Raw genomic sequence first — 24,585 nt, 5'->3', positions numbered from 1 at the left:
TTCAGCGCCCCCGGTTCTGCTGCTGCCACAGATGCCGGTATTCGGCGCAGCGGTCGAGCAGGAGGGGATGGGGGGCGAGGTCGAGCAGGCGCCCCTGCTCCAGCACGGCGATGGTGTCGCAGCCGGTCAGGGTGGACAGCCGGTGGGTGACGATCAGCACGGTGCGGCCATGGGCGATGCGCCGCAAATTGGCCATGACGATGGCCTCGCTGTCGGGGTCGAGCGCCGAGGTCGCCTCGTCCAGGATCAGCAGGCGCGGCTGGGGCAGCAGGGCGCGGGCGATGGCGATGCGCTGCTTCTGGCCGCCGGACAGGTTGCTCGCCCCCTCCTCCACCAGCGTGTCGTAGCCGTCGGGCAGGCGGTGGATGAACTCGTCGGCGCCGGCCAGCCGGGCGGCCTCCACGATCTCCTCGCGGCTGGCCTCCGGCATGGTCATGGCGATGTTGTCGCGGATGGTGCCGCGGAACAGGAAATTCTCCTGAAGCACCACGCCGATGGAGCGGCGCAGATGGGCCAGATCCAGCTCGCGGATGTCGAGCCCGTCGTAGCGGATGCTGCCCTCCTGCACCGGGTAAAAGCCCTGGAGCAGCCGCATCAGCGTGCTCTTGCCCGAGCCGCTGCGCCCGACCAGCCCGACGACGGAACCGGCCGGCACGGTCAAGGTGACGCCATCGAGCGCCGCTGGCCGGTTGCGGTCGTAGCGGAACCCCAGCCCTTCGATCTCGATGCGACCGATCAGGGCGGGGCAGGCGCCGCTGCCCTCGCGCCTGGGCTCGGCCGGGTGGTTCATCACCTCGCCCAGCATGCGCACCGAGAGTGCTGTTTCCTGATACTGGTGGATCAGCGAGACGATCTGGACCAGCGGCGTCACCACCCGGCCCGACAGCATCTGGAAGGCGATCAGCGCGCCGAACGACAGCTGGCGGTCGAAGACGTCGAAGGCGCCGACGGCGACCACCGCAACCATCATCGCCTTCTCCAGGAACTCCGTCACCGTGCGGGCGGCGATGGAGATGCGGCCGACCCGGTAATGGCTGGTCACCGCGCGGGCGGCCTTGCGGTCCCAGCTGCGGCGCTGCTGCGGTTCGAGTGCGGAGGATTTGACGGTGCGCATGCCGTGGATGGTTTCCACCAGCATGGCCTGCCGCTCGGCATCGGCGTTGTAGAGGTCATGCAAGCGGCTGCGATAGACCGGCACCAATGCCACCACCACGCCGGCGATCAGGCCGGCGAACAGCAGGGCCACCAGCGTCAGCTTGACCGAATAGAAGAACAGCACCGGCAGGAAGACCAGCAGCACCAAGCTGTCGAGCACGGTCGACAGCAGGTTGCCGGTCAGGAACTCGCGGATGCGCTCCACCTGCTGCATGTGGCGTACGGTGACGCCGGCCGAATGCCCGTCGAAGAAGGTGATCGGCAGGTCGAGCAGATGGCCGAAGGTGCGGTTCAGCAGGCGGATGTCGATGCGGTTGGCCGCCGCCAGCAGGATGAACTGGCGCAGGAAGCGGAAGCCCGCCTCGAACAGCAGGGCGCCCAGCACGCCGATGGTCAGCACCTGCAAGGTGGCGACGGTCTCGTTCACCAGCACCTTGTCGATCACGATCTGGAAATAGACCGGGACGACAAGGGCAAGCGCGTGCAGCACCAGGGCCGCGACCACCACGTCGCGGAAGGCGGATTTCTGGCGCAGGATCTCCGGCACGAACCAGCGCAGGCCGAAGGGCTGGCGCGGGTCGGCGAGGCCGTGGCGCGGCTTGAGGAAGACCAGCTCGCCGCTCCAGCGCTCCAGGAAGCGGTCGCGTGGCACGTCGATCACGTCCAGCCGGTCGGCCAGCGGATCGACGACGCCGACCATCGGTTCCTCCGCCGGCCCCTCGGTGGAGTTCGCAGGACGGGACAGCCCGACCAGGATGACGGTGTTGCCGTTGGACAGCCGCGCCAGCAGCGGGAAGACGGGGGGGAGGGACTGCAAGCCCTTCCAGTCCAGCCGGCGGGCGGTCGCCTTGAAGCCGGTGGCGGCGGCGATGCGCAGCAGATCGGCGGTGGACGGCTCGCCGTCCGGTCCTCCGGTGGCGACACGGGCGCGCAGGGCGGACGGCGAGGCCGACAGGCCGTGATGGCGCGCCACCAGCGTCAGGCAGCGCAGCGCGGTGCTCTCGTCGTGGTTCGGCGCGGCCTCGCGGCCGGGAGGCGGAGGCGTGACGGTCGTGCTGGCGTCCGGCATCGGTCAGCCGAAATTCGGCGAGCGGGGCCGGGTGGGTGGAGCGGCCGGTGCCGCCTGGGAGGGGGCCTGGGAGGGGAAGGCCGGCTGGACCGGGGCCTGCACCGGGCTCTGGAAGGCATGAGCGGCGGACGGAGCGAGAGGGGAAGCCGGCCCGGCGCCGGAATTGGGCGGCAGCACGCCGGCGGCCTCCAGCCGCTGGCGCATGCCCTCCAGCGCGGAGAGGCTGGCGAGGAAGCCCGGCAGGCTCATCACCACCCGCTGGCGGATGGCGGGCAGCGGCTGGCCGTTGCCGTCCTTGCGCAGGGCCGACAGGCTGAACAGGTCGATGCGGACCATGCCGTTGCCGAAGCCGATGTCGAAGACCCCGTCGGCATAGAGTTCGGGGATGCGGTCGTCCGGCGGCGGATCGATGGTCATGATGGTCCCGGCAGCAGAAGGCGGGGCGCCGCTGCAGCACCCTCGCGCCCCCTTTCTACCGGAAGTCGGCGACCCGGACCAAGCCGCCAATGTCCGCAACCGCAAAGAGACACAAGCGACGCCTCCGCTTGCGCGGAGGCGTCGCTTGTCATCATTGACCTCAATCGCCGGCGCGGGCGTTCGCCCGCTTGGCTATCGCGGGCATGTGCCCGCGGGGCCGCAGTCGCGGCCCTCCGGCGGCAACGGCCGTTGCCGCTCAGTTGCGGCCGTAGACGTCCTCGAGCCGGACGATGTCGTCCTCGCCCAGATAGGAGCCGGACTGCACCTCGATGATGGTCAGCGGCACCTTGCCGGGGTTCTCCAGCCGGTGGACCGTGCCGATCGGGATGTAGATCGACTGGTTCTCGTAGACCATCACCTGCTCCTCGCCGCGGGTGACGAGCGCGGTGCCGTTGACCACCACCCAGTGCTCGGCACGGTGATGGTGCTTCTGGAGCGACAGGCGCGAGCCGGGGGCGATGGTCAGGCTCTTCACCTGGAAGCGGTCGCCGGTGTGCAGCGACTGGTAGGACCCCCAGGGGCGGTGGACCCGGCGGTGGCTGACGGACTCGCTGCGCCCCTCGGCCTTCAGCCGGTCGACGATGCGCTTGACGTCCTGCGCCTGGGAGCGGTCGGCGACCAGCACGGCGTCGTCAACCACCACCACCACGGCGTTCTCCACCCCGACCACCGCGGTCAGGTGGTTCTCGCTGCGGACGTAGCAGTCGCGGGCCCCCTCCAGCAGCACGTCGCCGACGATGACGTTGCCCTCGCCGTCCTTGTTGCCGACGTCCCACAGCGCCGACCAGGCACCGACGTCGGTCCAGCCGATCTCGCAGGGGACGACGGCGGCGCGGTCGGTGCGCTCCATCACCGCATAGTCGATGGAGATGCTGGGCGCCTTGGCGAAGGCCGCAGCGTCCAGACGGAAGAAGTCGAGATCCTTGGAGCCCTGCTCCAGCGCCTCGCGGCAGGCGGCCAGCACCGCCGGGGCGTGGCGCTCCAGCTCGGCCAGCAGGCGGGAGGCCGGGAACAGGAACATGCCGCTGTTCCAGGCATAGGTGCCTTCGGCGAGGTAGCGCTCGGCCACCTCCAGCGACGGCTTCTCGACGAAGGCGGCGACATTGTAGGCGCCGTCGGCCTCGTCCATCGAATGGCCGCGGCGGATATAGCCGTAGCCGGTCTCCGGCCGGGTCGGGGTGATGCCGAAGGTGACCAGCCGGCCGGCCTGGGCGGCGCGGGCGGCAATGCCGACGGCGCGGCGGAAGGCCTCGGCGTCGCGGATCTCGTGGTCGGCCGGCAGGATCAGCAGCAGGGCGTCCGGATCGTCCGCCGCGACCGCCAGGGCGGCAAGCGCGCAGGCGGCGGCGGTGTTGCGGCCGGCCGGCTCCAGAATGATGCCGCGCGGCGTGCAGCGCGACTGGCGCAGCTGCTCGGCGGCGAGGAAGCGGTGTTCCTGGTTGCAGATCACCAGGGGAGCCGCGAAGACGGCCTCTGCGGCAGCAGCAGCCGGGGAGCCAAGCTGCGCGCTGACCCGCAAAGCGGTGTCCTGGAGCATCGTCCGGTCGGAGCAGAGCGGCAGAAACTGCTTGGGATACAGTTCGCGCGACAAGGGCCACAAACGGGACCCCGTACCGCCGGACAGCAGCACCGGGACGATCTTCTGCGCGGAATTGCCGTTCATCCTGCCGCCATCTGTTGTGTGAGCATGTGGTCGGGCGCCGGCAGCCGCACAGGGGCAAAACCTGCGGGCCGGCGCCATGGCGGTTCGTTATAGACCGCGCTTTCCGCCCTTCACAAGCACCCCTCCGAGACCCACCCGACCGGAGCGCCTCTTCCGGGAGGGGGGCGAGACAAGACTCCAAACACCCTGCCCTCCGGCAACGACCGGTCGGCGTCGAGGCCAGGGTCAAGGTTGGAGTCTTGTCGCGCCCCCCTCCCAGCTCCCCTGCCGTCCGGCCCCCGCGGACAAAGGCGGGAGGCGGCGGGAGGCGGATCTGGCGGGCAATCGGGGCAAAGCTGGGCGGGGTGGGGCGCGACAGAACTCCAAATCCGGCTGCCGACAACATCGGCGCAGGGGGCGAATCACCGGCGAGTCGTGGCAGATTCGCCTCCACGACTCGGAAATAAGCGAATCGGAAGCGATTCGGGGTCGAATCGAAATGTCCCGGCTGGAGTCTTGTCGCGTCTGCCGAAAAATCCACAGGCAACACGGACTATCCGCTGGAGTCTTGTCGCGGGAGTTCTGGAGTTTTGTCGCGCGACTCGCGATTCTCTACTGGAGTCTTGTCGCGCAAACTATTAACTGAATCAAATAACCGTACAAATAGTTTGAGCGACAAGACTCCAAATTGCTGGCACTAACCGACCGTGATATAGCGTTGACCGCAAAGTCGTGCCAAGGTCAGCTCGATATGGGACAGATACACACCCTGATTACCCAGCTGGGACGCGACCAGGCGAAGGCGCTCCAGACGGATCCGGATCAGCGTTCGCTAGTCGATGTGGCTGCTGCCGTCCTCGAAGAGGAGCGGCAGGAGCTTGGCATCACCTATTCGGGTTTTGCGCTGACGGCTCTTCCGCATCGTCGTCTTCCCGATGACCAGCCGTGGGAGCGTCGCGGACATAAGATCCGCTTGCTGATCGAGCCTGGACGACTGCCGATCCGCAACGGTGGCTTTAAGCTTTACGGTGTTCCGTACGGCAGCCGCGCGCGGATGATCCTGCTATACCTGCAAACCCGGGCGATCCAGACCGACAGCCGCGAGGTCGAACTGGGCCGCAGCATGCACGAATGGCTCGACCGTATGGGCCTGTCGGTGGGCGGCCAGACCTACCGCGACATCCGCGAGCAGGCCTCGCGCATCGCCGCCTGCAACCTGACCTTCGCCTGGGAGGATGCCCACAGCATCGGCTTCGAAAAAGGGTCGATCGTCAAGGGCGGCATCCATTTCTCGACCAATGCCGGGGCGGAACCGGGCCAGGGGTCGCTGTGGGAAGACCGCGTCCTGCTGTCCGAGGCCTTCTTCCGCGAGCTGAAGGCCCACCCGGTGCCGATCTGGGAACCGGCGCTGCGCCACATCCAGAACAACAGCACCAGCATCGACATCTATATCTGGCTGGCCTACCGGCTGCACAGCCTGAACCGCTCCACCCCGATCACCTGGCCGGCGGTGTTCGAGCAGTTCGGCGCCGGATACAGCCGCCTGCGCGATTTCAGGAAGCGGTTCATCGAGGCGCTCCAACTGGCGCTTGCGGTTTACCCGGACGCGCGGGTCGATGTGGAAGAGCAGGGGTTGATGCTTCATCCCTCACCGCCGCCGATCCCGGAACGCAAGTTCGCCCAGCTTTGCCGGTGATTTTGCGGATGAATTCCGTGGATCGGGCGCTGACGCAAGACGCGTTCAGCGCCCGATCCGCGTCTGCACCCTATCCGTGCAGTCGCCACCCCCGCGGAGGCGGGGATCCAAGTTTCCTGTCAAGTGCTTGATATGGCTGGATTCCCGTCTGCGCCGGACTGACGGCTTGCAAATATTCCGGACTGGAACGGCAGCCTCACCCCCCTGCGACAAGACTCCAAACTCCGCAGCACCCCAACCGCTCAGGGATTGGCGCGCAGCGCTCCGCCCAACGGGGTCAGCAGACGGCGGAGCGTTGCATCCAGACGGCTTTCATCGAGGCTGCCGGACAGGGCCAATGCCTGGGGCGGCATCATGAAGAACGGGGCGTCGCCGGCGGCCCCGCTGCGCTGAAGGGTCGCGGCGAGCGCCAGCAGACGGCGCCCCTCCTCATGCCGCAGCGTGGCATGGACCAGCACCAGCAGGGTGCCCGGCTCGGCGATGCGGGCATCGTTGGGGGCGAGCGCCGTGACCGCCGGACCGGAGGCCAGCAGGCCCGACAGCACCGCGGCGGCGCGGCCGCACAGCGCATCATCCCCGACATCCATGGCCGGGCCGCCCTCGGCATCCACCGCGCAGAGCAGGCCGACGCGCTCGATCCGCTGGAAGAAGGGCAAGGGTGAATTGGCAGGCGACATGGCGGCGGCCTCCGCGGCGAGGATGAACAGGCTGGCGGCAATCTGCAGCGACGGGCGTAACCGGTTCAGGATCCGTCTCATCGCGCCTCCTCCATATCGGTGATGGAGCCGGCATCGTCCGGCAGGAAGCCGCCGACCTGACGGCGCCACAGCCGGGCATAGGGACCGTCGCGGCGCAGCAGGGTGGCGTGGTCGCCGTCCTCCAGGATCCGGCCCTTCTCCATATAGAGGATGCGGTCCATGCCGGTGACGGTCGACAGCCGGTGGGCGATGGCGATCACCGTGCGGCCCTCGAACAGGCCGAGCAGCGCGTCCTGGATCAGATGCTCCGTCTCGGAGTCGAGCGAGGAGGTCGCCTCGTCCAGCACCAGGACCGGCGCGTCCTTCAGGAAGGCGCGGGCGATGGCGACCCGCTGGCGCTCGCCGCCCGACAGCTGGATGCCGCGTTCCCCCACCACCGTGTCGTAACCGGCGGCGCGCCCCTCGATGAAGCGGTCGCAATGGGCGCGGGCGGATGCCGCGCGGATCGCCTCGTCGCTGGCCCCCTCGCTGCCATAGGCGATGTTGTCGCGGATGGAGCGATGGAACAGGCTGGGCAGCTGCGGCACCTCGGCCACCGCGCGGTTGAGCGAGGCGAGGCTGACCGCGGCGATGTCCTGCCCATCGATCAGGATGCGGCCCCCCTGCAACGGGAACTGCCGGCGCAGCAGGCGGACCAGCGTGCTCTTGCCCGCCCCCGACGGGCCGACCAGCGCCACCCGTTCTCCCGGCCGGATGGTCAGGGACAGGCCGTCGAAGACGGCTCCCCCTGTCTCGGGATCGGAACCGGGATGGGCGAACCGGACGTCTTCGAAGCGGATGGCGCCGTCGCCGACGGTCAGGTCGGGGCGGCCCGACGGATCCGGGATTTCGTGCGGGCGGACGATCAGATCCAGGGCGCCGGACAGGACACCCAGCTGTTCGAAGAAGCCCAGCATGCGCGTCGACAGGCCCCACACATTGGTGCCGACGATGCTGGCCAGCGAGAAGATCATGGCGAACTCGCCGATGCTCATGCGGCCGGCCATCGCCTCCGACACGGCGAGGCCGATCAGGACGATCTGGAAGACCAGCAGGGCGTTGAACAGCCAGAACCACATTTTGTTCAGGAACCAGCGCAGTTCCTTCGACCGGTCGATCTCGCCGGTCAGCGCGTCGGACAGGCCGGCCAGCTCCTGGCGGCGGCGGGCGAAGGCGCGCACCAGCTCGGCATTGGCGATGATGTCGACCATGCGGCCGGTGGTCGACGATACCTCCTCGGAGAAGGCGTGCGACAGCCGCAGGCAGCGTCTCGCCAGCAGGGCTGACAGAGCCAGATGCGCCACGGTCCAGCCGACCAGCAGCCCGGCGAACAGGGGCTGGGCCGAGGCCAGCAGCGTCAGGCCGATGGCCAGGATGATGACGATGCGGATGATGTCGTTGGTCAGGATCTCCAGGATCTGGATGGCGCTCTGCCCGGCCTGCTTGACCTTCTGGCCCAGGTTGCCGGCGAAATTGTCCTGGAAGTAGCGCGGTGAATGGTCGATCAGGTGGTCGAACAGCCGGACCTGGATGGCATGGCGCAAGGCCGGCGAGGTGTGCAGGTCGACCAGCTCGCGCAGGCGGTTGAACAGGGCCGACGCGATCCACAGCCCGCCCAGCAGCAGGAACCAGCGCATCACCTCCGCCGTCCAGGCGGGGGAGCCGGAGGGGTGGTTTCCCGATAGTCCAGCCCCTGATATCCCCGCCCCCGATATCCCAGTGAGCGCATCGACCAGACCGCGCATCGCCACCGGCTCCAGCCCCATCAGTCCGATCCCGCCGGCGGCGGCGAGGTTCAGCAGGATGGCGCGGCCGAGGAAGCCGTCGCGCACGAACATCCACAGGAAACGCCAGGGCGAGGAGGGCAGGGAGGAAGAGTGTTGGGACGAGGGCAAGGGGCGTCGGCGCTCCGTCGCGCGATGGGCCGGGCAGGGCCGGCGGACAAGAGGACCTTATAGGCGCAAGGCGGCAGGGGGGAAACGGGTCCTTCCGGGGCTTGATGCGAACGCCTGCGCCCGGCACCCCGATGAAGCGGATGGTCTTAGCCATCGACAGCGGTGACGGATGGTTGCAGGCTGTCGCCCCATTCCTCCGTTTTCCGGGCATTGTCTTTCCATGCGGATCCTGTTCGTCCATCAGAACACCCCTGGCCAGTACAAGCATCTCGTCCGTCATTTCGCGGCGGATCCGGCCCACCGGGTCGCCTTCATCGGCAAGGTCCGGCGCGAACTGCCGGGCGGCGTGCAGATGGCGCTTTACCGGCCGACGCGCGAGCCGGGGGAAAACACCCACCCCTATATCCGCATGTTCGAGGGGCAGGTCCTGCATGGGCAGGGCGCCGTGCGTGCCGGGCTGGCCCTGCAGAAGGAGGGCTTCACCCCCGACGTGATCTGCGCCCATCCCGGCTGGGGCGAGGCCCTGTTCCTGAAGGACCTGTTCCCGGACGCCCGGCTGCTGCTCTATTGCGAGTTCTTCTATCGGGCCGACGGGTCGGATGTCGGCTTCGACCCGGAGCGGCCGGTGACGCTGGAGACGCGCTGCCGCATCCGCACCAAGAACACCTCCCTGCTGACCGGGCTGGACGCGATGGACTGGGGCGTCAGCCCGACCCGGTGGCAGCGGCAGCAGCATCCCGAGGCCTTCCGCCCGCGCATCTCGGTGATCCATGACGGGGTCGACACCGCGGTCTGCCGGCCGGATCCGGCCGCCACCGTCACCCTGCCCGACGGCCGCACCCTGTCGCGCGAGGACGAGGTGGTGACCTATGTCGCCCGCAACCTGGAACCCTACCGCGGCTTTCCCACCTTCATGCGGGCGGCGGCGGAGTTGCTGCGGCGCCGGCCGAAGCTGCACATCCTGATGGTGGGCGGCGACGAGGTCAGCTACGGCGCGCCGCCGGAAGGCGGCGGCACCTGGCGCGAGACGATGTGGCGGGAGACGATGCTGGACGCCGCCGGCGCGCCCAGGCCGGAATCCTCGCGTCTGCATGTGCTGGGCAAGCTGCCCTATGACAGCTACCTGTCGGTCCTGCGCATCTCGCGCGCCCACATCTACCTGACCTTCCCCTTCGTCCTGTCCTGGTCGATGCTGGAGGCGATGGCCTGCGGCGCCGTCATCGTCGGGTCCGACACGCCGCCGGTCGCCGAGGTGATCGAGGATGGGGTGAACGGGCTGCTGACCGGTTTCCACGATCCCATGGCGCTCGCCGACCGGGTGGAGACGGCGCTCGACGACCCGGAACTGCGCGCCGCCCTGTCGGCCGCCGCAAGGAGGACGGCGGTGGAGCGGTTCGACCTCGCCACCGTCTGCCTGCCGGCGCAAGCCCGCCTGCTGGAGGATGTGCAGGCGGGACGGATGCCGACGGACCTTGCACCGGGGGGCGGAGTGAATTAACCCGATTGTCAGAAAGCGCCGGTTACGGTCGGGGTTCATTTCGATCCCGACGCAGCACCCGTCCCGGATCGGGCCGGTGGGCACCGGGTGCGGCGGCTTCGAGCGATGTGGCTTTAAAGGACGGAACCGGCGGTGACGACACATTCCAGCAAGGCGGGCGCGACGAAGCCGGGGATCCCTGCGGATGGGTCCGACATGTCGGGCACCGGGCTCGAGGCGGGCTTGCGCATGCTGGACGGCCGGTCGGTCCTGGTGACGGGGGGAACCGGCTCCTTCGGGCGCCGCTTCGTCGAGACGGTGATGCGCCATGCCAAGCCGCGCCGGGTCATCATCTTCTCCCGCGACGAGTTCAAGCAGTACGAGATGCAGCAGCGCATGCCGGCGGAGTGGGCGCCGACGCTGCGCTATTTCATCGGCGACGTGCGCGACCGCGAGCGGCTGGAGCTGGCGATGCGCGGCGTCGATTTCTGCGTCCATGCCGCGGCGCTGAAGCATGTGCCGGCCGCCGAATACAATCCGATGGAATGCATCCACACCAACGTCTATGGGGCGGAGAACGTGGTGCGGGCGGCGCTGTCGATGGGGGTGCGGCGCGTTGTCGCGCTGTCGACCGACAAGGCGGCCAACCCGATCAACCTCTATGGCGCCAGCAAACTGGCGTCGGACAAGATCTTCATCGCCGCCAACAACCTGTCGGGCGCGCTCGACACCCGCTTCGCGGTGGTGCGCTACGGCAATGTGGTGGGGTCGCGCGGCAGCGTCGTGCCGCTGTTCCGCAAGATGATCGCCGAGGGGGCAGACCATCTGCCGGTCACCGACGAACGGATGACCCGCTTTTGGATCACATTGCAGCACGGCGTCGATTTCGTGCTGTCCTGCTTCGCCATGATGCAGGGCGGCGAGATTTTCGTGCCGAAGATCCCCAGCCTGCGCATCGCCGACCTCGCCCGCGCCATGGCGCCGGACCTGCCGCAGAGGATCGTCGGCATCCGGCCGGGCGAGAAGCTGCACGAGGTGATGATCACCGAGGACGATTCCCGCCAGACCTACGAGCTGGCCGACCGCTATGTCATCGAGCCGGCCTTCACCTTCTGGCAGCATGCGCCGTACGAGCGGCTGAACGCCCGCCCGGTGGCCGACGGCTTCCGGTATGCCAGCGACGGCAACGACGACTGGCTCGATGGCGAGCGGCTGCGCACCCTGCTGGCGGAAGCGCCCTGATGGCGAGCCCCTCGACAGGGGACCTGCCCTTCCTTCCCTATGGCCGCCAGTCGGTGGATGAGGAGGACATCGCCGCGGTGGCGGCGGTGCTGCGCGGCGACTGGCTGACCCAGGGGCCGGCGGTCGGCGCTTTCGAGCGGGCGCTCGCCGCGAGGGTGGGGGCGGCGGACGCGGTGGCCTGCGCCAACGGCACCGCGGCGCTGCGGCTGGCCTATGCGGCGCTGGGCATCGGGCCGGGCGACGCGGTGGTGGTGCCGTCCAACACCTTCCTCGCCACCGCATCGGCCGCCCGCCATGCCGGCGCCGAGGTCGCCTTCGCCGACGTCGATCCCGACAGCGGCCTGATGGGCGTCGCCGAGGCCGAGGCCGCCATCGACCGCGCGGCCAAGGCCGGCTGGCGCGTCCGCGCCCTCGCCCCCGTCCATTATGCCGGACAGACCGCCCCGATGGATGGGCTGGCGGCGTTCGCGCAGGCGGAGGGGCTGGCGCTGGTCGAGGATGCCGCCCATGCCATCGGCACGGCGGATCTGTCCGGCGGCCGTGAGGTGCCGGTCGGCGCCGGCCGGCCGGAGGTGGAGGCGGGATCGCTGACCGTCTTCTCTTTCCATCCGGTCAAGACCATCGCGGCCGGCGAGGGCGGGGCGGTCACCGGCAGCGACCCGGCGCTGATGGCGCGGGTGCGGCGCCTGTGCAACCACGGCATGATGCGCACGCCCGATCCGGGGGAGGGCTTCGCCGATCCCGACGCCGCCCTGGACGCGGAGGGAAACGCCAACCCCTGGTACTATGAGATGGCGGAGCCGGGCTTCAACCACCGCCTGTCCGACATCCATGCCGCACTGGTGCTGAGCCAGCTCGGCCGGCTCGACCGTTTCGTCGAACGGCGGGCGCGGCTGATGGCGCTCTATGCCGAACGGCTGGCGCCGCTGGCTCCGCTGGTGCGGCCGCCGGCCCTGGTGCCCTGGTGCCGGCCGGCCTGGCACCTGTGCGCCGCGCGCATCGATTTCGCAGCGGCCGGGCGGACCCGTTCGGCCGTGATGGCGGCCCTGCGCGCCCTGGGCGTCGGCACCCAGGTGCACTATATCCCGGTCCATCGCCAACCCTACTGGCGCCGCCGCTACGGCGACCTCGCCCTGCCCGGCGCCATGAGCCATTACGCCCAGACGCTGTCGCTGCCGCTGTTCCCGACCATGGCCGACGGCGACGTCGACCGGGTCGCCGCGGCGCTGGAACGGGTCCTGTCCTGACGGGTGTCCAGCCCGGAACACGGGCGGCCGTTCAGGGTCCTAACCGTTTCGCCCAAGCGATTCCGTTAGCGTTTTGGACAGGATGGACCGATAACAATGGCGTCGTCAGGAGGGCATAGACCTAGGTCGAACGGCTGGAGAGCCGGATGACCGGGGTCGGGTCGTCCCGAACGCCTCTTCACAGTGTTTCGCGTACGGACCTCCGAATTTGCTTCGCAACACGCTCTGGAATCTGCTCGGCGAGGGGCTGCCCATGGCGGCGGCCCTGCTGTCGATTCCGTTGCTCATCTCCGCCGTCGGGATGGAGCGCTTCGGCGCGCTGACCCTGATCTGGGCGCTGCTCGGCTATCTGGGCGTGCTGGACCTCGGGCTGGGACGGTCGCTGGTGCAGGTCGTCGCCGACCGGATCGGCCATGCGGGCGGGCCCGGGGAGACGCTTGAGGAGGCAGGGCAGGGCTTGGCGAATACGGCAGGGATCGCCGGGCCGGCCATCGCCCTGATGGGCGCCATCGGCATCCTGACCGGCGGGGCGGTGGCGCTGGGCGCCGGGCTGCTGGCCGACCGCTTCCAGCTGGAGACCGGCACCTCGCCGGACGAGATCCGGCTCAGCCTGCTGGTGGCGGCGGCCATCGTGCCCATCGCGCTGATCTCCGCCGGTCTGCGCGGCGTGCTGGAGGCGCACCAGCGCTTCCGCCCGATCAGCCTGGTGCGGATGACGGTGGGGGTGCTAAACTACCTGAGCCCGCTCTTCGTGCTGCCCTTCAGCCAGAGCCTGGTGCCGGTGATCGCCGCCATCGCGGTCGGGCGCTTCATCGGGCTGGTCGGCTATGGCGTGCTGGCGGTGGGCCAAGTGCCGGATCTGCTGCGCCCCGCCCGCTGGGGCCGCCCCGCCCTGCGCGGGCTGTTCACCATGAGCGCCTGGATGATGCTGAACAATCTGGTCGGCCCGGCGATGCTCTATGCCGACCGCTTCATCCTGCTCAGCCTGGTGCCGGCGGCGATGGTCGCCTTCTACACCACCCCGTTCGAGCTGCTGTCGCGGCTGATGGTGATCCCCGGCGCCCTGTCGCTGGCGCTGTTCCCGCTGGCCTCCAGCCTGTTCCGGCGCGATCCGCCGGCACTGGGCCGTATCCTGGATGCCGGCGGCCACCTGACGCTCGCGGTGTTCCTGGCGATGCAGGCCGCCACCATCGTCGGCGGCGAGACGGCGCTGGAGCTGTGGCTGGGGCCGGCCTTCGCCGCCAACAGCGCCTCGGTGCTGTCGATCCTGATGCTGGGCGTCTTCTTCAACGCCACCGCCTATGTGCCCAACACGCTGATCCAGAGCGTCGGCCGCGTCGACGTGACGGCGCGCCTGCAACTGGCCGAGCTGCCGGTCTATCTCGGCGTGCTGTGGCTGCTGGCCGAGCGCTATGGCGCGGTCGGCGCCGCCGTGGCCTGGAGCCTGCGTACGGCGGTCGATTGCGGGCTTCTGCTGGTGCTGCTGCCGCGGCTGGCGCCGGGGACCGGGACGGTGGCGCTGACCATCGGCCTGCGCGCCCTGCTGGCCGGGGTCGCCGGGCTGGCCGGCCTCCTGGTCGGCGGACCGGTCGGGGCGGCGATCAGCCTGACCGGCCTGCTGGCTGTCGGGCTGGGGGTCGCCGGCCGGCTGCTGCGGACCCGGTCCTGGGAAAAGCTGGCCGCCCCGCTGCGCAAGAACCGGGCGGTCCCGCTGCCCGCCGCGCTGCCGGCACCGCGGATGAACGGGCAGGCCATCGACGGAGCGGCGGCGGACCGCCCGTAACATCCTGATCGGGGCATCGCCGGCCGGGTCCGGCCATGCCCGGCCGCTGCGGCGCGCAGGTGGTTCCTTTGCCGCCGAAAATGCGCTATGTGAGCGGAAACTCTGTGCAACGCTGGTTGGAGTTCGAAGGCCATGGCCGAGGGTACTGTGGACTATTACGCGATGGTCGAAGAGGCTTGGCAGCTCAGCGACACCGCGCGCGATTACGTGAAGAACGCCGGCCGCGAGGTGGACAACACCGAGCTGTGGGAAAAGGTGTTCGCCTCGTCGGCGCTGATCGACCTGGAGCGCACCCGCGCCGAAGGCGGCCAGCCGCTGCAGAAGATCTTCTTCAAGAACCCCTACGGCCTGCAGTACCGCGCCGACCACAAGGACTGGATCCCGTTCCGTCACGGCGCGCTCGACCCGGCCTATCTCCAGGTCATCTGATCGCGTCATCTGATCGCGTCATCCGGTTGGCGTTGCGTGATCGGCCCTGACCCGGCGGCCGGTGCCGTCCTGCGGTAGGGGTTTGGGGGAGCGTGCATGGCACGGCTGGTGGCGGGGCAGGGCTTCGCCCTCGATCTGGATGAGGCCCGGCTGGCGAACGGTTTCGTCGCCGATGCCTTCACCACCGTGCCGGATGCCTCCTCCATCGCCGCCGGTGCCGGCAGCCAGACCGTCACCCGCACGGTCGCCGGCCGGGCGCATGCCGCCACGCTCGACTATGCCTCCGCCGGCAGCGGGGCGGCGGCGTCCGTCCGCTTCACCGGCCTGACCGACCGCGATGCGGCCGGGCTCTTGCGTTATCGCATCGAAGGGCTGGATGTCGCCCTGACCGGCGGGACGCTCGACCGGCTCGGCGCCCGCATCTTCCAGCAGATCGACGGCTTCGTCGGGGCGGACGGCAACGACAGCGTCTATCTGGGAATCCCCGGCGGGCGCAGCTTCGACGGCGGTGCCGGCACCGACCGCGCCATCTACACCGCCGACCCGCGCCGCTATGCCGCACAGGGTGGCAGCTACCGCGCGGAGACGCCGGTGGTGGTGGCGCTGGACAGCCGGCGCTATGCCGTGGTGTCGAGCCTCGCCACGGATACCCTGACCGATGTCGAGCTGCTGACCGTCGACGGCCGCACCGCCCCCCCGGCGGCCTTTGCCTTCGATGCGCGCAGCTATCTGGCGGCCAACCGCGACCTTGCCGCCACCTTCGGCGACAACGCGATCGCCGCGGCGGCCCATTACGCCTGGAACGGCCGGAACGAGGGGCGCAGCCTGGGCGGCTTCGACGCGCTGGGCTATCTGGGCGCCAATCCGGACGTGCTGGCGGCGGTCGGCCTCGATGCCGGGGCTGCCATCCGGCATTACCTGGCCTATGGCGCCCGCGAAGGGCGGACGGCCGGCTTCGACCCCTACGGCTATCTCGCCTCCAACCCGGACGTGCTGGCCGCCGTCGGCATCGATCCGGCGGCGGCGGTGGTCCATTATGCCCGCTTCGGCCGGGGCGAGGGACGCGGCGTCACCTTCGACGCCGCCGCCTATCTGGCGGCCAACACCGATGTGGCGGCGGCCACCGGCGGCGACGCCACCGCGGCCAAGCTCCATTACCTCTCCTTCGGCCGCAGCGAGGGCCGGCCGCTGCGGGTGACGCCCGGCCGGTCCGTGACGGCTGCCGCCGAAGGGCTGGCCATGGCCGCCGCCGCCCCGGCTTGGGCGGCGGACCTGCTGATCCCGCAGGGTGCGCCGGTGGCGGTGACCGGCACGACCGGCAACGACACGCTGGGCGGCAGCGCCGCCTACGACGCGCTGGGCAACCCGATCAGCGACGCGGTGGACGGGCTTGCCGGGATCGACAGCTTCGTGCTGACCGGCGCGCTCGCCTCCTACAGCCTGTCCTTCGACGGCAGCGGCACCCTGCAGGTCAGCGGTCCCGACGGCACCGACACGCTGACCGGCATCGAGCTGTTGCAGGCCACCGACGGGGTCTATCCGCTGGGGTCCCTGGTGAGCTTCTCCCAGCCTTCGCTGAGCGGGCTGACCGTCTCGGCCGCGGCCACCACCGGCAACGACTATCTGGTGGGCGGGCTTCAGAACGACGCCATCGGCGGCGGCGGCGGGAACGACACCATCGCCGGACTGGCCGGCAACGACACGCTGTTCGGCAATGCCGGCAACGACGTCCTGCTGGGCGGCGACGGCGCCGACCAGCTGGAGGGCGGGGCCGGCAACGACCTGATGTTCGGCGGTGCGGGGGACGACCTGATGCGCGGCGACGTGATCGACGTCGTCGGCAACGACACCCTGCTGGGCGAGGACGGCAACGACTGGCTCGACGCCGGGGCCGGCAATGACTGGCTGGACGGCGGCGCCGGCAACGACACGCTCTATGGCGGGCTGGGCAGCGACGTGCTGCGCGGCGGCAGCGGCGACGACGTGCTGTTCGGCGACGTCTATTCCGACCGCAGCCACGAGATCTCGGTCAATCCCAACGACACCGTCACCGGCTACGAGGACGTGCTGCTGGGCGGCAACGGCACCGACACGCTGATCGGCGGCTATGCCGCCGACCTGCTGGACGGCGGTGCCGGGGCGGATGTCTTCTCCATCCGCAACCCGAACGAATCCACCCTGGCCGCCCCCGACGTGATCGTCAATTTCAATGGCGCCGTCGTGGCGGCGGAGGCGTTGAAGGGGCTGGCGAGCTATGCCACCGCCGGCGCCGAGGGCGACCGCATCGACCTGTCGGAGATCGACGCCATCGCCGGCACCACCGCGAACGACGCCTTCACCTTCATCGGCACCGCCGCCTTCAGCGCGGCGGGCCAACTGCGCTATCAGGCGTCCGGTTCGGTGACGCTGATCGAGGGCGATGTGAACGGCGACCGGACGGTCGATTTCCGCATCCAGGTCAACATCGCCAACTACAGCTTCTCCGCCTTCGACTTCGTGCTGTAGGCCGGCGATGTTCACCCTTATCAGGACCGAACGGTTCGAACAGGACATCAAGAAGAGCCGCTTCCTGGCCCAGGCCGCACCGGCCGGCAGCGAGGAGGAGGCGCGCCGCTTCATCGCCGCGTCCAGCATGCCGGATGCCGGGCACAATTGCTGGGCTCTGCGGGTCGGCGACGTCTATCGCTTCAGCGACGACGGCGAACCGGGCGGGACGGCAGGTCGGCCGATCCTCCAGGCCATCGAAGGGCAGGGGATGGACCGGGTGGCGGTGGTGGTCAGCCGCTGGTTCGGCGGCATCCTGCTGGGGGCGGGCGGGCTGGTGCGCGCCTATGGCGGCACGGCGGCAAGCTGCCTGAAGGCGGCGGAGCGCGAGCCCATCGTCGCCTATGCCACCCTGTCCGTCGCCTGCGGCTTCGCCGAGGAGGCGCGCATCCGCTCCAGCCTCGGCAACTTCCCCGGCGCGCGGGTGGAGACCACCGGCTTCACCGCCGACGGGGTCCAGCTTCTGGTCACGCTTCCCCAGGACCGGTCCGATGCCTTTGTCCGGCTGGTCACCGACATTTCCCGTGGACAGGCGGTGGTCGAGCGCGGCGGGGAATGAACGGGCGCGGACCGGCGGAAACATATTTTTCCATAAGCATTCTTATGTGTTTTTTGCCGCCCCTTGCGGGGAGGCGCGGCAGGGCTGAAAGCCAGCAGGCCCTCGCCGTCCGTGCATGAGGAGTACGGAGCAGGCGCGTTGCCCGGCCCGTTGCCCGACTAGGCGTGGGTTGCTATTGTTCCTCCGGTAGTATCGGGAGGATGAATGACCACCGCCGCATTGCACGCTCTGAACCGCTTGTCCAATACGGCGATCAGCACCGACCCTTTCCCCCATCTGGTCGTGCCGGACTTCCTGCCCGCCGACCTCTACGCCCGGGCCTGCGCCCAATGGCCGGAGCCCGCTGCCTTCGGCATCCTTCAAGCCGGCGATCTGCCGGCGCGCCATCAGGTGCCGCTGACCGAAAGCTGGCTGTCCCGCTGCGACGGGGAGCAGGCGGCGGTGTGGCGGGACGTGCGCGACTGCCTGTTCAACCCCGCCATCGTCGCGTCGATGGCCGAGCGCTTTCCCCAGGTCCGCGACAAGCTGGGCTGGGTCGATGCGCCGCCGGTGCCGAACATGCGCATCATCGAGGACCATACCGGCCACGCCATGCTGCCGCACACGGACATCGAGGCGACGATGTTCTCGATGCTGCTCTACATGCCGGCGGACAGCGGCCCGCCCAACCCGCAGGCATCCTCTCTGGGTACGGCGCTGTACCGGCCCCGCGATCCCGATTTCCGCGGACGGGGGATGGACCGCTACCCGCGCGCGGATTTCGAGCTGGTGGCCCAGGCTCCATACCGTCCCAACCATCTGCTGGTCTATGCGCCGTCCGACCGCTCGTTCCATGGGGTGGAGCCGGTTGCGGCCCCCTGCGAGCGGCGGTTGCTGATCGCCTTCGCGGTGGTGGAAACCCGTTCGCCGTCACGGCGCGGCGCGGTCTGAGAATGGCCTGCCGTCAGAAGGACGTCAGCACTCTGCCGGCTGCCTGTCCAGCCGGGCCTCCTGGTCATTCTCCAGGCCATTGATCGCCTCGGCCCAGGCGTGGGCACCCCGGATCGGATGCAGATGGTGGTCGCGCGGGTTGGGGCTGCGGTAGGCGTCGGCGATCAGGCCGATTCCGGCATCGAGGACATGGGCGGAAATGTCGGTATAGGGAATTCGCCGCCGGGCCGCTTCCGCCGCAAGCAGCCGGTTGTAGCGCATCGTCAGCTCGGTGCGGTCGCGCAGGCTTGCGGTCACCGTGTGGCGGGCGCGCGCCACGGCACCTTGGCGATGTCCATCGGGAATGGTGGGAGGGACGGCTCCGGTCACCACGACCCGTCTGTAGCCGGCATCGATCAGCGTGTCGATGAAACAGGCATAAGCCTCTATGGACGCGGCCAACTGTGCTTCCACCGATTCGCCCAGCGTTTGCGCCCGCCACCAGATGACGAAGCCGCAATCGACCTCGCCGAGTTGGATGACCGGCACGACGTCCGGCAGGGCGGGCAGCAGCGCCTCCCGGAAATGGGCGATGGCCTGGGTGTGGCTTTCAGGATTGCGCAGGCCGACGGCCGTGGCGCCGGGGACGATGAGGAACCGGGACGGGCGGCGGAGCAGACCGAGCGTGGCGGCAGTCTCAAAAGCCTGAACATGACTGTCACCGACGAAATACCAGCTGTGCATCGCCTGCCTCTGCCCGTCTTGCCGCTCACCATACCGACATCCCGGCAGAAGCCAACAATCCGGGTTGCAGACCGGCGTCCAGGACCGGCGATGTGCTGCGGGGATCTTTGTCTGCGCAACCCCCGATGGGGTTGGGGCCGGACATTGCGCCGCTGAACTTTGGAGCCTTGTCGCGGCCCCCTCTTTATTTCGATTCCCTTTGTCACGGTCCGCCTTGTGGCGGTTCCGGGCCAAGCCTCCGGCCGGGACCGACATACCACTTTTTCGTGTGGGAAAAAAGGTTCCCTATCAGAAGGCGGATTTTTTGGAATATCTCTGGGTGGTATGGAGAAAAGACGAAATCCCCGCATGCGCATGAGCCTGCCTTCTTTTTATTTAACTGCAAGTCTCCCCCATTCTTGCCGGAGATACTCCGCTTTATTGAGTTGTTAGCGGCGTCTTCCTCCTCACATTTGGGTGAATACGGCCGATTGGCCTCAATAATCATCACCGAATGCGGTTTGGACCGACGGCCGATGGACTGCCCTGTCCCAGCTCCTCTGCCAGCTTTTCTGCCCTGCCGCCATCAAGGAGGACCATCCGTGCGCGACGTACTGATTGCGGACGCCAGCCTCGACGATCTCGATCTGCTGCTCGACCGTTGCCGGCCCGATGTCCGGATCGTCCGGGTCGCGGCCGATGAGGATGGCGGGGCGGCTCTCGCCGCCGCACTCGCCGACCGTCCCGCCGCCATCCATCTGCTGGCCCATGGCGAGCCGGGCGCGGTCCGGCTGGGCGCCGGCCGGCTCGACATCGCGGCGCTGTCAGGCCGTGAGGCGGATGGACGGACCTGGCCGCAGGCCCCGGACACCGAGATCCTGATCCATGCCTGCGACACCGGCGCCGACGGCGGCCGGTTCGTCCAGGCGCTCGCCCAGGCGACCGGTGCCCGCGTCGCCGCCGCCAGCCATCCGGTCGGCCATCCGTCGCTCGGCGCCTCCTGGGATCTCGACGTGACCACCGGGCCCGTCGCCGCGGCCCTGCCCGTCTCCGACACCGACGCCTGGGTCCACCGGCTGGCCTACACCGGCACGCCGAGCGACGGCGACGACACGCTGATCGGCGACGACACCGGCAACACCATCAATGGCGGGGCCGGCAACGACAGCATCGTCGGCGGCACCGGCAACGACAGCCTGATCGGCGGGCTGGGCGACGACACGCTGGTCGGCGGTGGCAACAGCGGCCAGTCGGCCGGCGACACGCTGAACGGCGGGCTGGGCGCCGACCATTATGTCGGCGGCAACGGCTTCACCATCGTCACCTACGAGAACGCCACCACCGGCGTCACGCTGGACCTGACCGACGGCGCCAACAACACCGGCGAAGCGGCGGGCGACACCTTCGTCGACATCCAGCGCTGGGTCGGGTCGGAGCATGCCGACAGCCTGACCGCCGGCGACACCGCCGTCTGGTTCTGGGGCCATGGCGGCGACGACCTGGAGCATGGCGGGGCCGGCAACGACACGCTGGAGGCCGGCGACGGCAACGACACCGTCTTCGGCGGCGGTGGCAACGACCTGATCTATGGCCGCGCCGACAATGACGAGCTGCACGGCGACGCCGGCAACGACACGGTGGCCGGCGGCGGCGGTGCCGACCTGATCTATGGCGGGGACGGCAACGACCTGCTGAAGGGCGACTGGGAACGCGACACCATCCATGGCGGCGATGGCGACGACACCATCCTCGCCGGCATCGTCAGCGCCGGCAGCTACGGCCAGGCCCAGGCCGACCAGATCTTCGGCGAGGCCGGCAACGACCGCTACATCGTGGTCAGCCAGTACGATGCCGGCACCGTCAGCTTCGACGGCGGCGAGGGCACCGACACGCTGGAGATCCACTCCGACGACCTGAGCAGCTACAACGGCTACGACCTGGAATATTACACCGCCGTCGCCTCCCCCGCGATCGACCTGACGGGGATGACGCTGACCGGGGTGGAGCGGCTGGAGCTGACCGGCAGCAAGGCGCATGACGTCACCCTGACCGGCGCCCAGGCGGCCGGCTTCGAGGTCATCGCCGGCAGTGCGGCGTCCGACACCCTGCGCATCGCCGGCAGCGCCGACCTGTCCGGGGTGGCGATGTCGGGCATCGAGGCCATCGACGTGACCGGCAGCGGCGCCACCCTGACGCTCGCCGCCTCGCAGCTGGCCGGGCTGGCGCTGACCGGCAACGGCAATGCGCTCGCCGTGACCGCGTCCGGCACCGGAGCCTCGGTGGATCTGTCCGGCGCCACCGGCTTCGGCCGGGTCGCCCTGACCGGCACCGCCGGCGCCGACGACCTGACCGTCGGGGCGGGGGCGACCGTCACCGGCAATGGCGGCGACGACGTCATCCGCATCGCCGCCGGGACCACCGGCGCCGTCACCATCGCCGATGCCGCCGTCGGCGACCGGCTGGTGATGACGGGCGCCGATCTGAGCACCATGCAGGTCGAGACGGGCGCCGCTTCCACCACCCTGCGGGTCGGCAGCGATCTGGCGGTGACGCTGACCGGCAGCTTCGCGGCCAGCCAGTTCCAGGTCGGCAGCGGCGGCAGCGTCACCATCGTTCAAGCCAACAACGCCCCGGTGGCGGAGGCCGGCAAGACGGTGATGGCCCAGGCCGGCGCTCCGGTCGCTCTCGGCATCGCCGCCCCGACCGACGCCGACGGCGACACCCTGACCGTGACGGTCACCGGCCTGCCGGCCGGCGGCGCCATCCAGCTGGCCGACGGCACGGCCGTCACCGCCAACCAGAGCCTGACGCTTGCCCAGCTGTCGGCCCTGACCTTCACCGCCGCCGCCGGCACGGCCGGCGATGCCGGCTCCTTCGCCTACACCGTCTCCGACGGCCATGGCGGCACCGCCGGCCAGACCGTGGCGCTGACGGTGAACGCCGCCCCGGTGACCGAAGCCGACAAGACGGTGACGGCCCAGGCCGGTACGCCGGTCGCCTTGGGCATCGCCGCCCCGACCGACGCCAACAACGACACCCTGACCGTGACGGTGACCGGCCTGCCGACCGGCGGCACGCTGGCGCTCGCCGACGGCACGGCGGTGACGGCGAACCAGAGCCTTACCGCCGCCCAGCTGACGGCCCTGACCTTCACCGCCGCCGCCGGCACGGTCGGCGATGCCGGGTCCTTCGCCTACAGCGTCGCCGACGGCCATGGCGGCACGGCGGCCCAGACCGTCGCCCTGACGGTGAACGCCGCCCCGGTGGCGCAGGCCGACAAGACGATGACGGCCCAGGCCGGCGGCACGGTCGGGCTTGGCATCGCCGCCCCGACCGACGCCAACAACGACGCCCTGACCGTGACGGTCACCGGCCTGCCGGCCGGCGGCATCATCCGGCTGGCCGACGGCACGGCGGTGACGGCGAACCAGAGCCTGACCACCGCCCAGCTCGCAGCATTGACCTTCACCGCCTCCGGTACGGTCGGCGACGCCGGGGCCTTCTCCTACAGCGTTGCCGACGGCCATGGCGGCTCGGCGGCCCAGAGCGTCGCCCTGACGGTGGAGGCCGCACCGATCGTCTCGCCGCCCCCGCCGCCCCCTCCCCCGCCGCCGCCCGTTACCTCCTCGCCGGATCCGGTCGTGGATCCGGTGGTGGAGCCGGCCGTCAACCATGCTCCGACGGTGCAGGCCGACAAGACGGTGAGCGCCCAGGACCGGACGGCGGTGTCGCTCGGCATCGCGGCCCCCGCCGACATCGACGGCGACGCGCTGACGGTGACGGTGGCCGGCCTGCCCGGCGGCGGCATCGTGCGGATGGCCGACGGCAGCACCGTGACGGCGAACCAGACCCTGACGGCGGCCGACCTGCCGGGGCTGACCTTCCTGGCCACCGGTGCGGCCGGCGATGCCGGGTCCTTCGCCTACATCGTCGCCGACGGCCATGGCGGTGTCGCGGCGCAGAGCATCGCCCTGCAGGTGGTGCCCGCGGCCGATCCCGCCTCCACCACCCCGCCGGCCGCCGGCGGGCTGCCGGCCGGCTTCAACGCCCTCGCCTACATCGCCTCCTACCCGGATCTGATCGCCGCCTTCGGCACCAACACCGACGCCGCGACCCAGCATTACCTCCAGGTCGGGCAGGCGGAGGGGCGGACGGTGACCTTCAACCCGCTGGCCTACACCGCTTCCTACCCCGAGCTGATTTCCGCCTTCGGCACCAACACGGATGCCGCCGCCCGCCACTACATCGAGCACGGCCAGGCCGAGGGGCGGCACCCCAACTTCAGCGGGCTCGCCTACATCGCCTCCTACCCGGACCTGTCGGCGGCCTTCGGCGCCAACGCCGATGCCGGCACCCGGCATTACATCGAGAGCGGCTATGCCGAGGGGCGGACCGCGACCTTCGACGGCTACAATTACCTCGCGGCCAACCGTGACTTGGCGGTCGCCTTCGGCACCAATGCGGACGCCGCCGCCCGCCATTACATCGAGCATGGCCAGGCCGAGGGCCGGCCGGCCCAGGGCTTCGACGCGCTGCGCTACATCGCCAGCAACCCGGACCTGATCCAGGCCTTCGGTCCCGACGTCCAGGCGGCGGAGATCCACTATGTCCAGAACGGCTATGCCGAGAACCGGTCGCTGACCGCCTTCAACCCGACGGCCTATCTGGCGAGCCATCCGGAGATCGCCTCGGAGTTCGGCACCAGCGATGCCGCGGTCGAACTGGCCTACATCAAGCGCAGCACCTCCACCGCGGCGGAGGCCATGGCGGCTGCCAACGGAGAGGCGCCCATCGCCGTCACCATGCTGGCGGCTGGGATGACCGGGTCGCAGGCACAGGGCATCGACGGCGGCTTCCACGATGCCTCGTCGGGCACGGCGTCCGGCCTGCTGGCGGCGGGCGACGGCGGGCTCTCCACCCGGCAGCGGACGGAGCTTCCGGCGTAAACCCCCTCCCGCCTGTCCGCCGGCAGCCCATGGCCGCCGGCGGACATCGGGTGGA

At 69.8% G+C, this 24,585-nt stretch carries 16 protein-coding genes; 10 read left to right on the top strand and 6 right to left on the bottom strand.

The window, feature by feature from the left end; translation table 11 throughout:
- Window position 1: 1 nt before the first annotated feature.
- The 3 genes from ABNQ40_RS08340 to ABNQ40_RS08330 form a co-directional block, all read right to left on the bottom strand.
- A complete protein-coding gene (locus ABNQ40_RS08340; protein ID WP_109047045.1) occupies window positions 2–2,224 on the bottom strand; it encodes a peptidase domain-containing ABC transporter in 2,223 nt (740 codons plus the stop codon).
- A 3-nt stretch (window positions 2,225–2,227) separates the two neighbouring features.
- On the bottom strand, window positions 2,228–2,641 hold the full coding sequence (locus ABNQ40_RS08335; protein ID WP_109047046.1) for a hypothetical protein: 414 nt from the start codon (window positions 2,639–2,641) through the stop codon (window positions 2,228–2,230).
- 256 nt (window positions 2,642–2,897) lie between these two features.
- Window positions 2,898–4,364 carry a mannose-1-phosphate guanylyltransferase/mannose-6-phosphate isomerase gene (locus ABNQ40_RS08330; RefSeq protein WP_109047047.1) on the bottom strand — a complete coding sequence of 489 codons (1,467 nt, stop codon included), beginning with the start codon at window positions 4,362–4,364 and terminating at the stop codon, window positions 2,898–2,900.
- A gap of 730 nt (window positions 4,365–5,094) precedes the next feature.
- On the opposite strand from ABNQ40_RS08330, the gene ABNQ40_RS08325 reads away from it, so the two are divergent.
- A complete protein-coding gene (locus ABNQ40_RS08325; protein ID WP_042695567.1) occupies window positions 5,095–6,039 on the top strand; it encodes a replication protein RepA in 945 nt (314 codons plus the stop codon).
- Between the two features lie 242 nt (window positions 6,040–6,281).
- On the opposite strand, the gene ABNQ40_RS08320 is transcribed toward ABNQ40_RS08325, so the two are convergent.
- A complete protein-coding gene (locus ABNQ40_RS08320; RefSeq protein WP_109047048.1) occupies window positions 6,282–6,797 on the bottom strand; it encodes a hypothetical protein in 516 nt (171 codons plus the stop codon).
- Window positions 6,794–8,614, bottom strand: coding sequence for an ABC transporter ATP-binding protein (locus tag ABNQ40_RS08315; RefSeq protein ID WP_109047049.1), 1,821 nt, complete (start codon window positions 8,612–8,614; stop codon window positions 6,794–6,796). Before ABNQ40_RS08315 ends, ABNQ40_RS08320 begins: the two co-directional genes overlap by 4 nt.
- Window positions 8,615–8,891: 277 nt before the next feature.
- On the opposite strand from ABNQ40_RS08315, the gene ABNQ40_RS08310 reads away from it, so the two are divergent.
- The 8 genes from ABNQ40_RS08310 to ABNQ40_RS08275 all read left to right on the top strand — a co-directional run bounded on the left by ABNQ40_RS08310 (window position 8,892) and on the right by ABNQ40_RS08275 (window position 18,882).
- On the top strand, window positions 8,892–10,169 hold the full coding sequence (locus tag ABNQ40_RS08310) for a glycosyltransferase family 4 protein (protein ID WP_109047050.1): 1,278 nt from the start codon (window positions 8,892–8,894) through the stop codon (window positions 10,167–10,169).
- A 195-nt stretch (window positions 10,170–10,364) separates the two neighbouring features.
- Entirely contained in the window at window positions 10,365–11,390 is a 1,026-nt protein-coding gene (pseB, locus tag ABNQ40_RS08305; protein ID WP_247879444.1) for a UDP-N-acetylglucosamine 4,6-dehydratase (inverting), read from the top strand.
- Window positions 11,390–12,637, top strand: a complete 1,248-nt coding sequence (locus ABNQ40_RS08300) for an aminotransferase class I/II-fold pyridoxal phosphate-dependent enzyme (protein ID WP_109047051.1) — start codon at window positions 11,390–11,392, stop codon at window positions 12,635–12,637. The genes pseB and ABNQ40_RS08300 overlap by 1 nt, the downstream gene beginning before the upstream one ends.
- Before the next feature lie 208 nt (window positions 12,638–12,845).
- Window positions 12,846–14,420 (top strand): flippase, encoded by a 1,575-nt coding sequence (locus ABNQ40_RS08295; protein WP_109047052.1) that lies wholly within the window; start codon window positions 12,846–12,848, stop codon window positions 14,418–14,420.
- Window positions 14,421–14,552: 132 nt separating this feature from the next.
- Window positions 14,553–14,849: a hypothetical protein gene (locus ABNQ40_RS08290; RefSeq protein ID WP_098734685.1), complete on the top strand. Its 297-nt coding sequence runs from the start codon at window positions 14,553–14,555 to the stop codon at window positions 14,847–14,849.
- 96 nt (window positions 14,850–14,945) lie between these two features.
- Window positions 14,946–17,354 carry a calcium-binding protein gene (locus ABNQ40_RS08285; protein WP_109047053.1) on the top strand — a complete coding sequence of 803 codons (2,409 nt, stop codon included), beginning with the start codon at window positions 14,946–14,948 and terminating at the stop codon, window positions 17,352–17,354.
- A gap of 7 nt (window positions 17,355–17,361) precedes the next feature.
- Window positions 17,362–17,952, top strand: a complete 591-nt coding sequence (locus ABNQ40_RS08280; RefSeq protein WP_109047054.1) for a YigZ family protein — start codon at window positions 17,362–17,364, stop codon at window positions 17,950–17,952.
- Between the two features lie 204 nt (window positions 17,953–18,156).
- Window positions 18,157–18,882, top strand: coding sequence for a hypothetical protein (locus ABNQ40_RS08275; protein ID WP_109047055.1), 726 nt, complete (start codon window positions 18,157–18,159; stop codon window positions 18,880–18,882).
- A gap of 24 nt (window positions 18,883–18,906) precedes the next feature.
- Here the strand turns inward: ABNQ40_RS08275 and ABNQ40_RS08270 are convergent, their stop codons facing one another.
- Window positions 18,907–19,605: an SGNH/GDSL hydrolase family protein gene (locus ABNQ40_RS08270; RefSeq protein ID WP_109047056.1), complete on the bottom strand. Its 699-nt coding sequence runs from the start codon at window positions 19,603–19,605 to the stop codon at window positions 18,907–18,909.
- Between the two features lie 581 nt (window positions 19,606–20,186).
- Here ABNQ40_RS08270 and ABNQ40_RS08265 point away from each other — a divergent pair.
- Window positions 20,187–24,530 carry a DUF4347 domain-containing protein gene (locus ABNQ40_RS08265; protein WP_391346210.1) on the top strand — a complete coding sequence of 1,448 codons (4,344 nt, stop codon included), beginning with the start codon at window positions 20,187–20,189 and terminating at the stop codon, window positions 24,528–24,530.
- Window positions 24,531–24,585: the final 55 nt, after the last annotated feature.

It is taken from the genome of Azospirillum sp. A23 (assembly GCF_042938965.1).
Classification (GTDB): Bacteria; Pseudomonadota; Alphaproteobacteria; order Azospirillales; family Azospirillaceae; genus Azospirillum; species Azospirillum melinis.
This window is presented reverse-complemented; position numbering and strand designations above follow the sequence as displayed.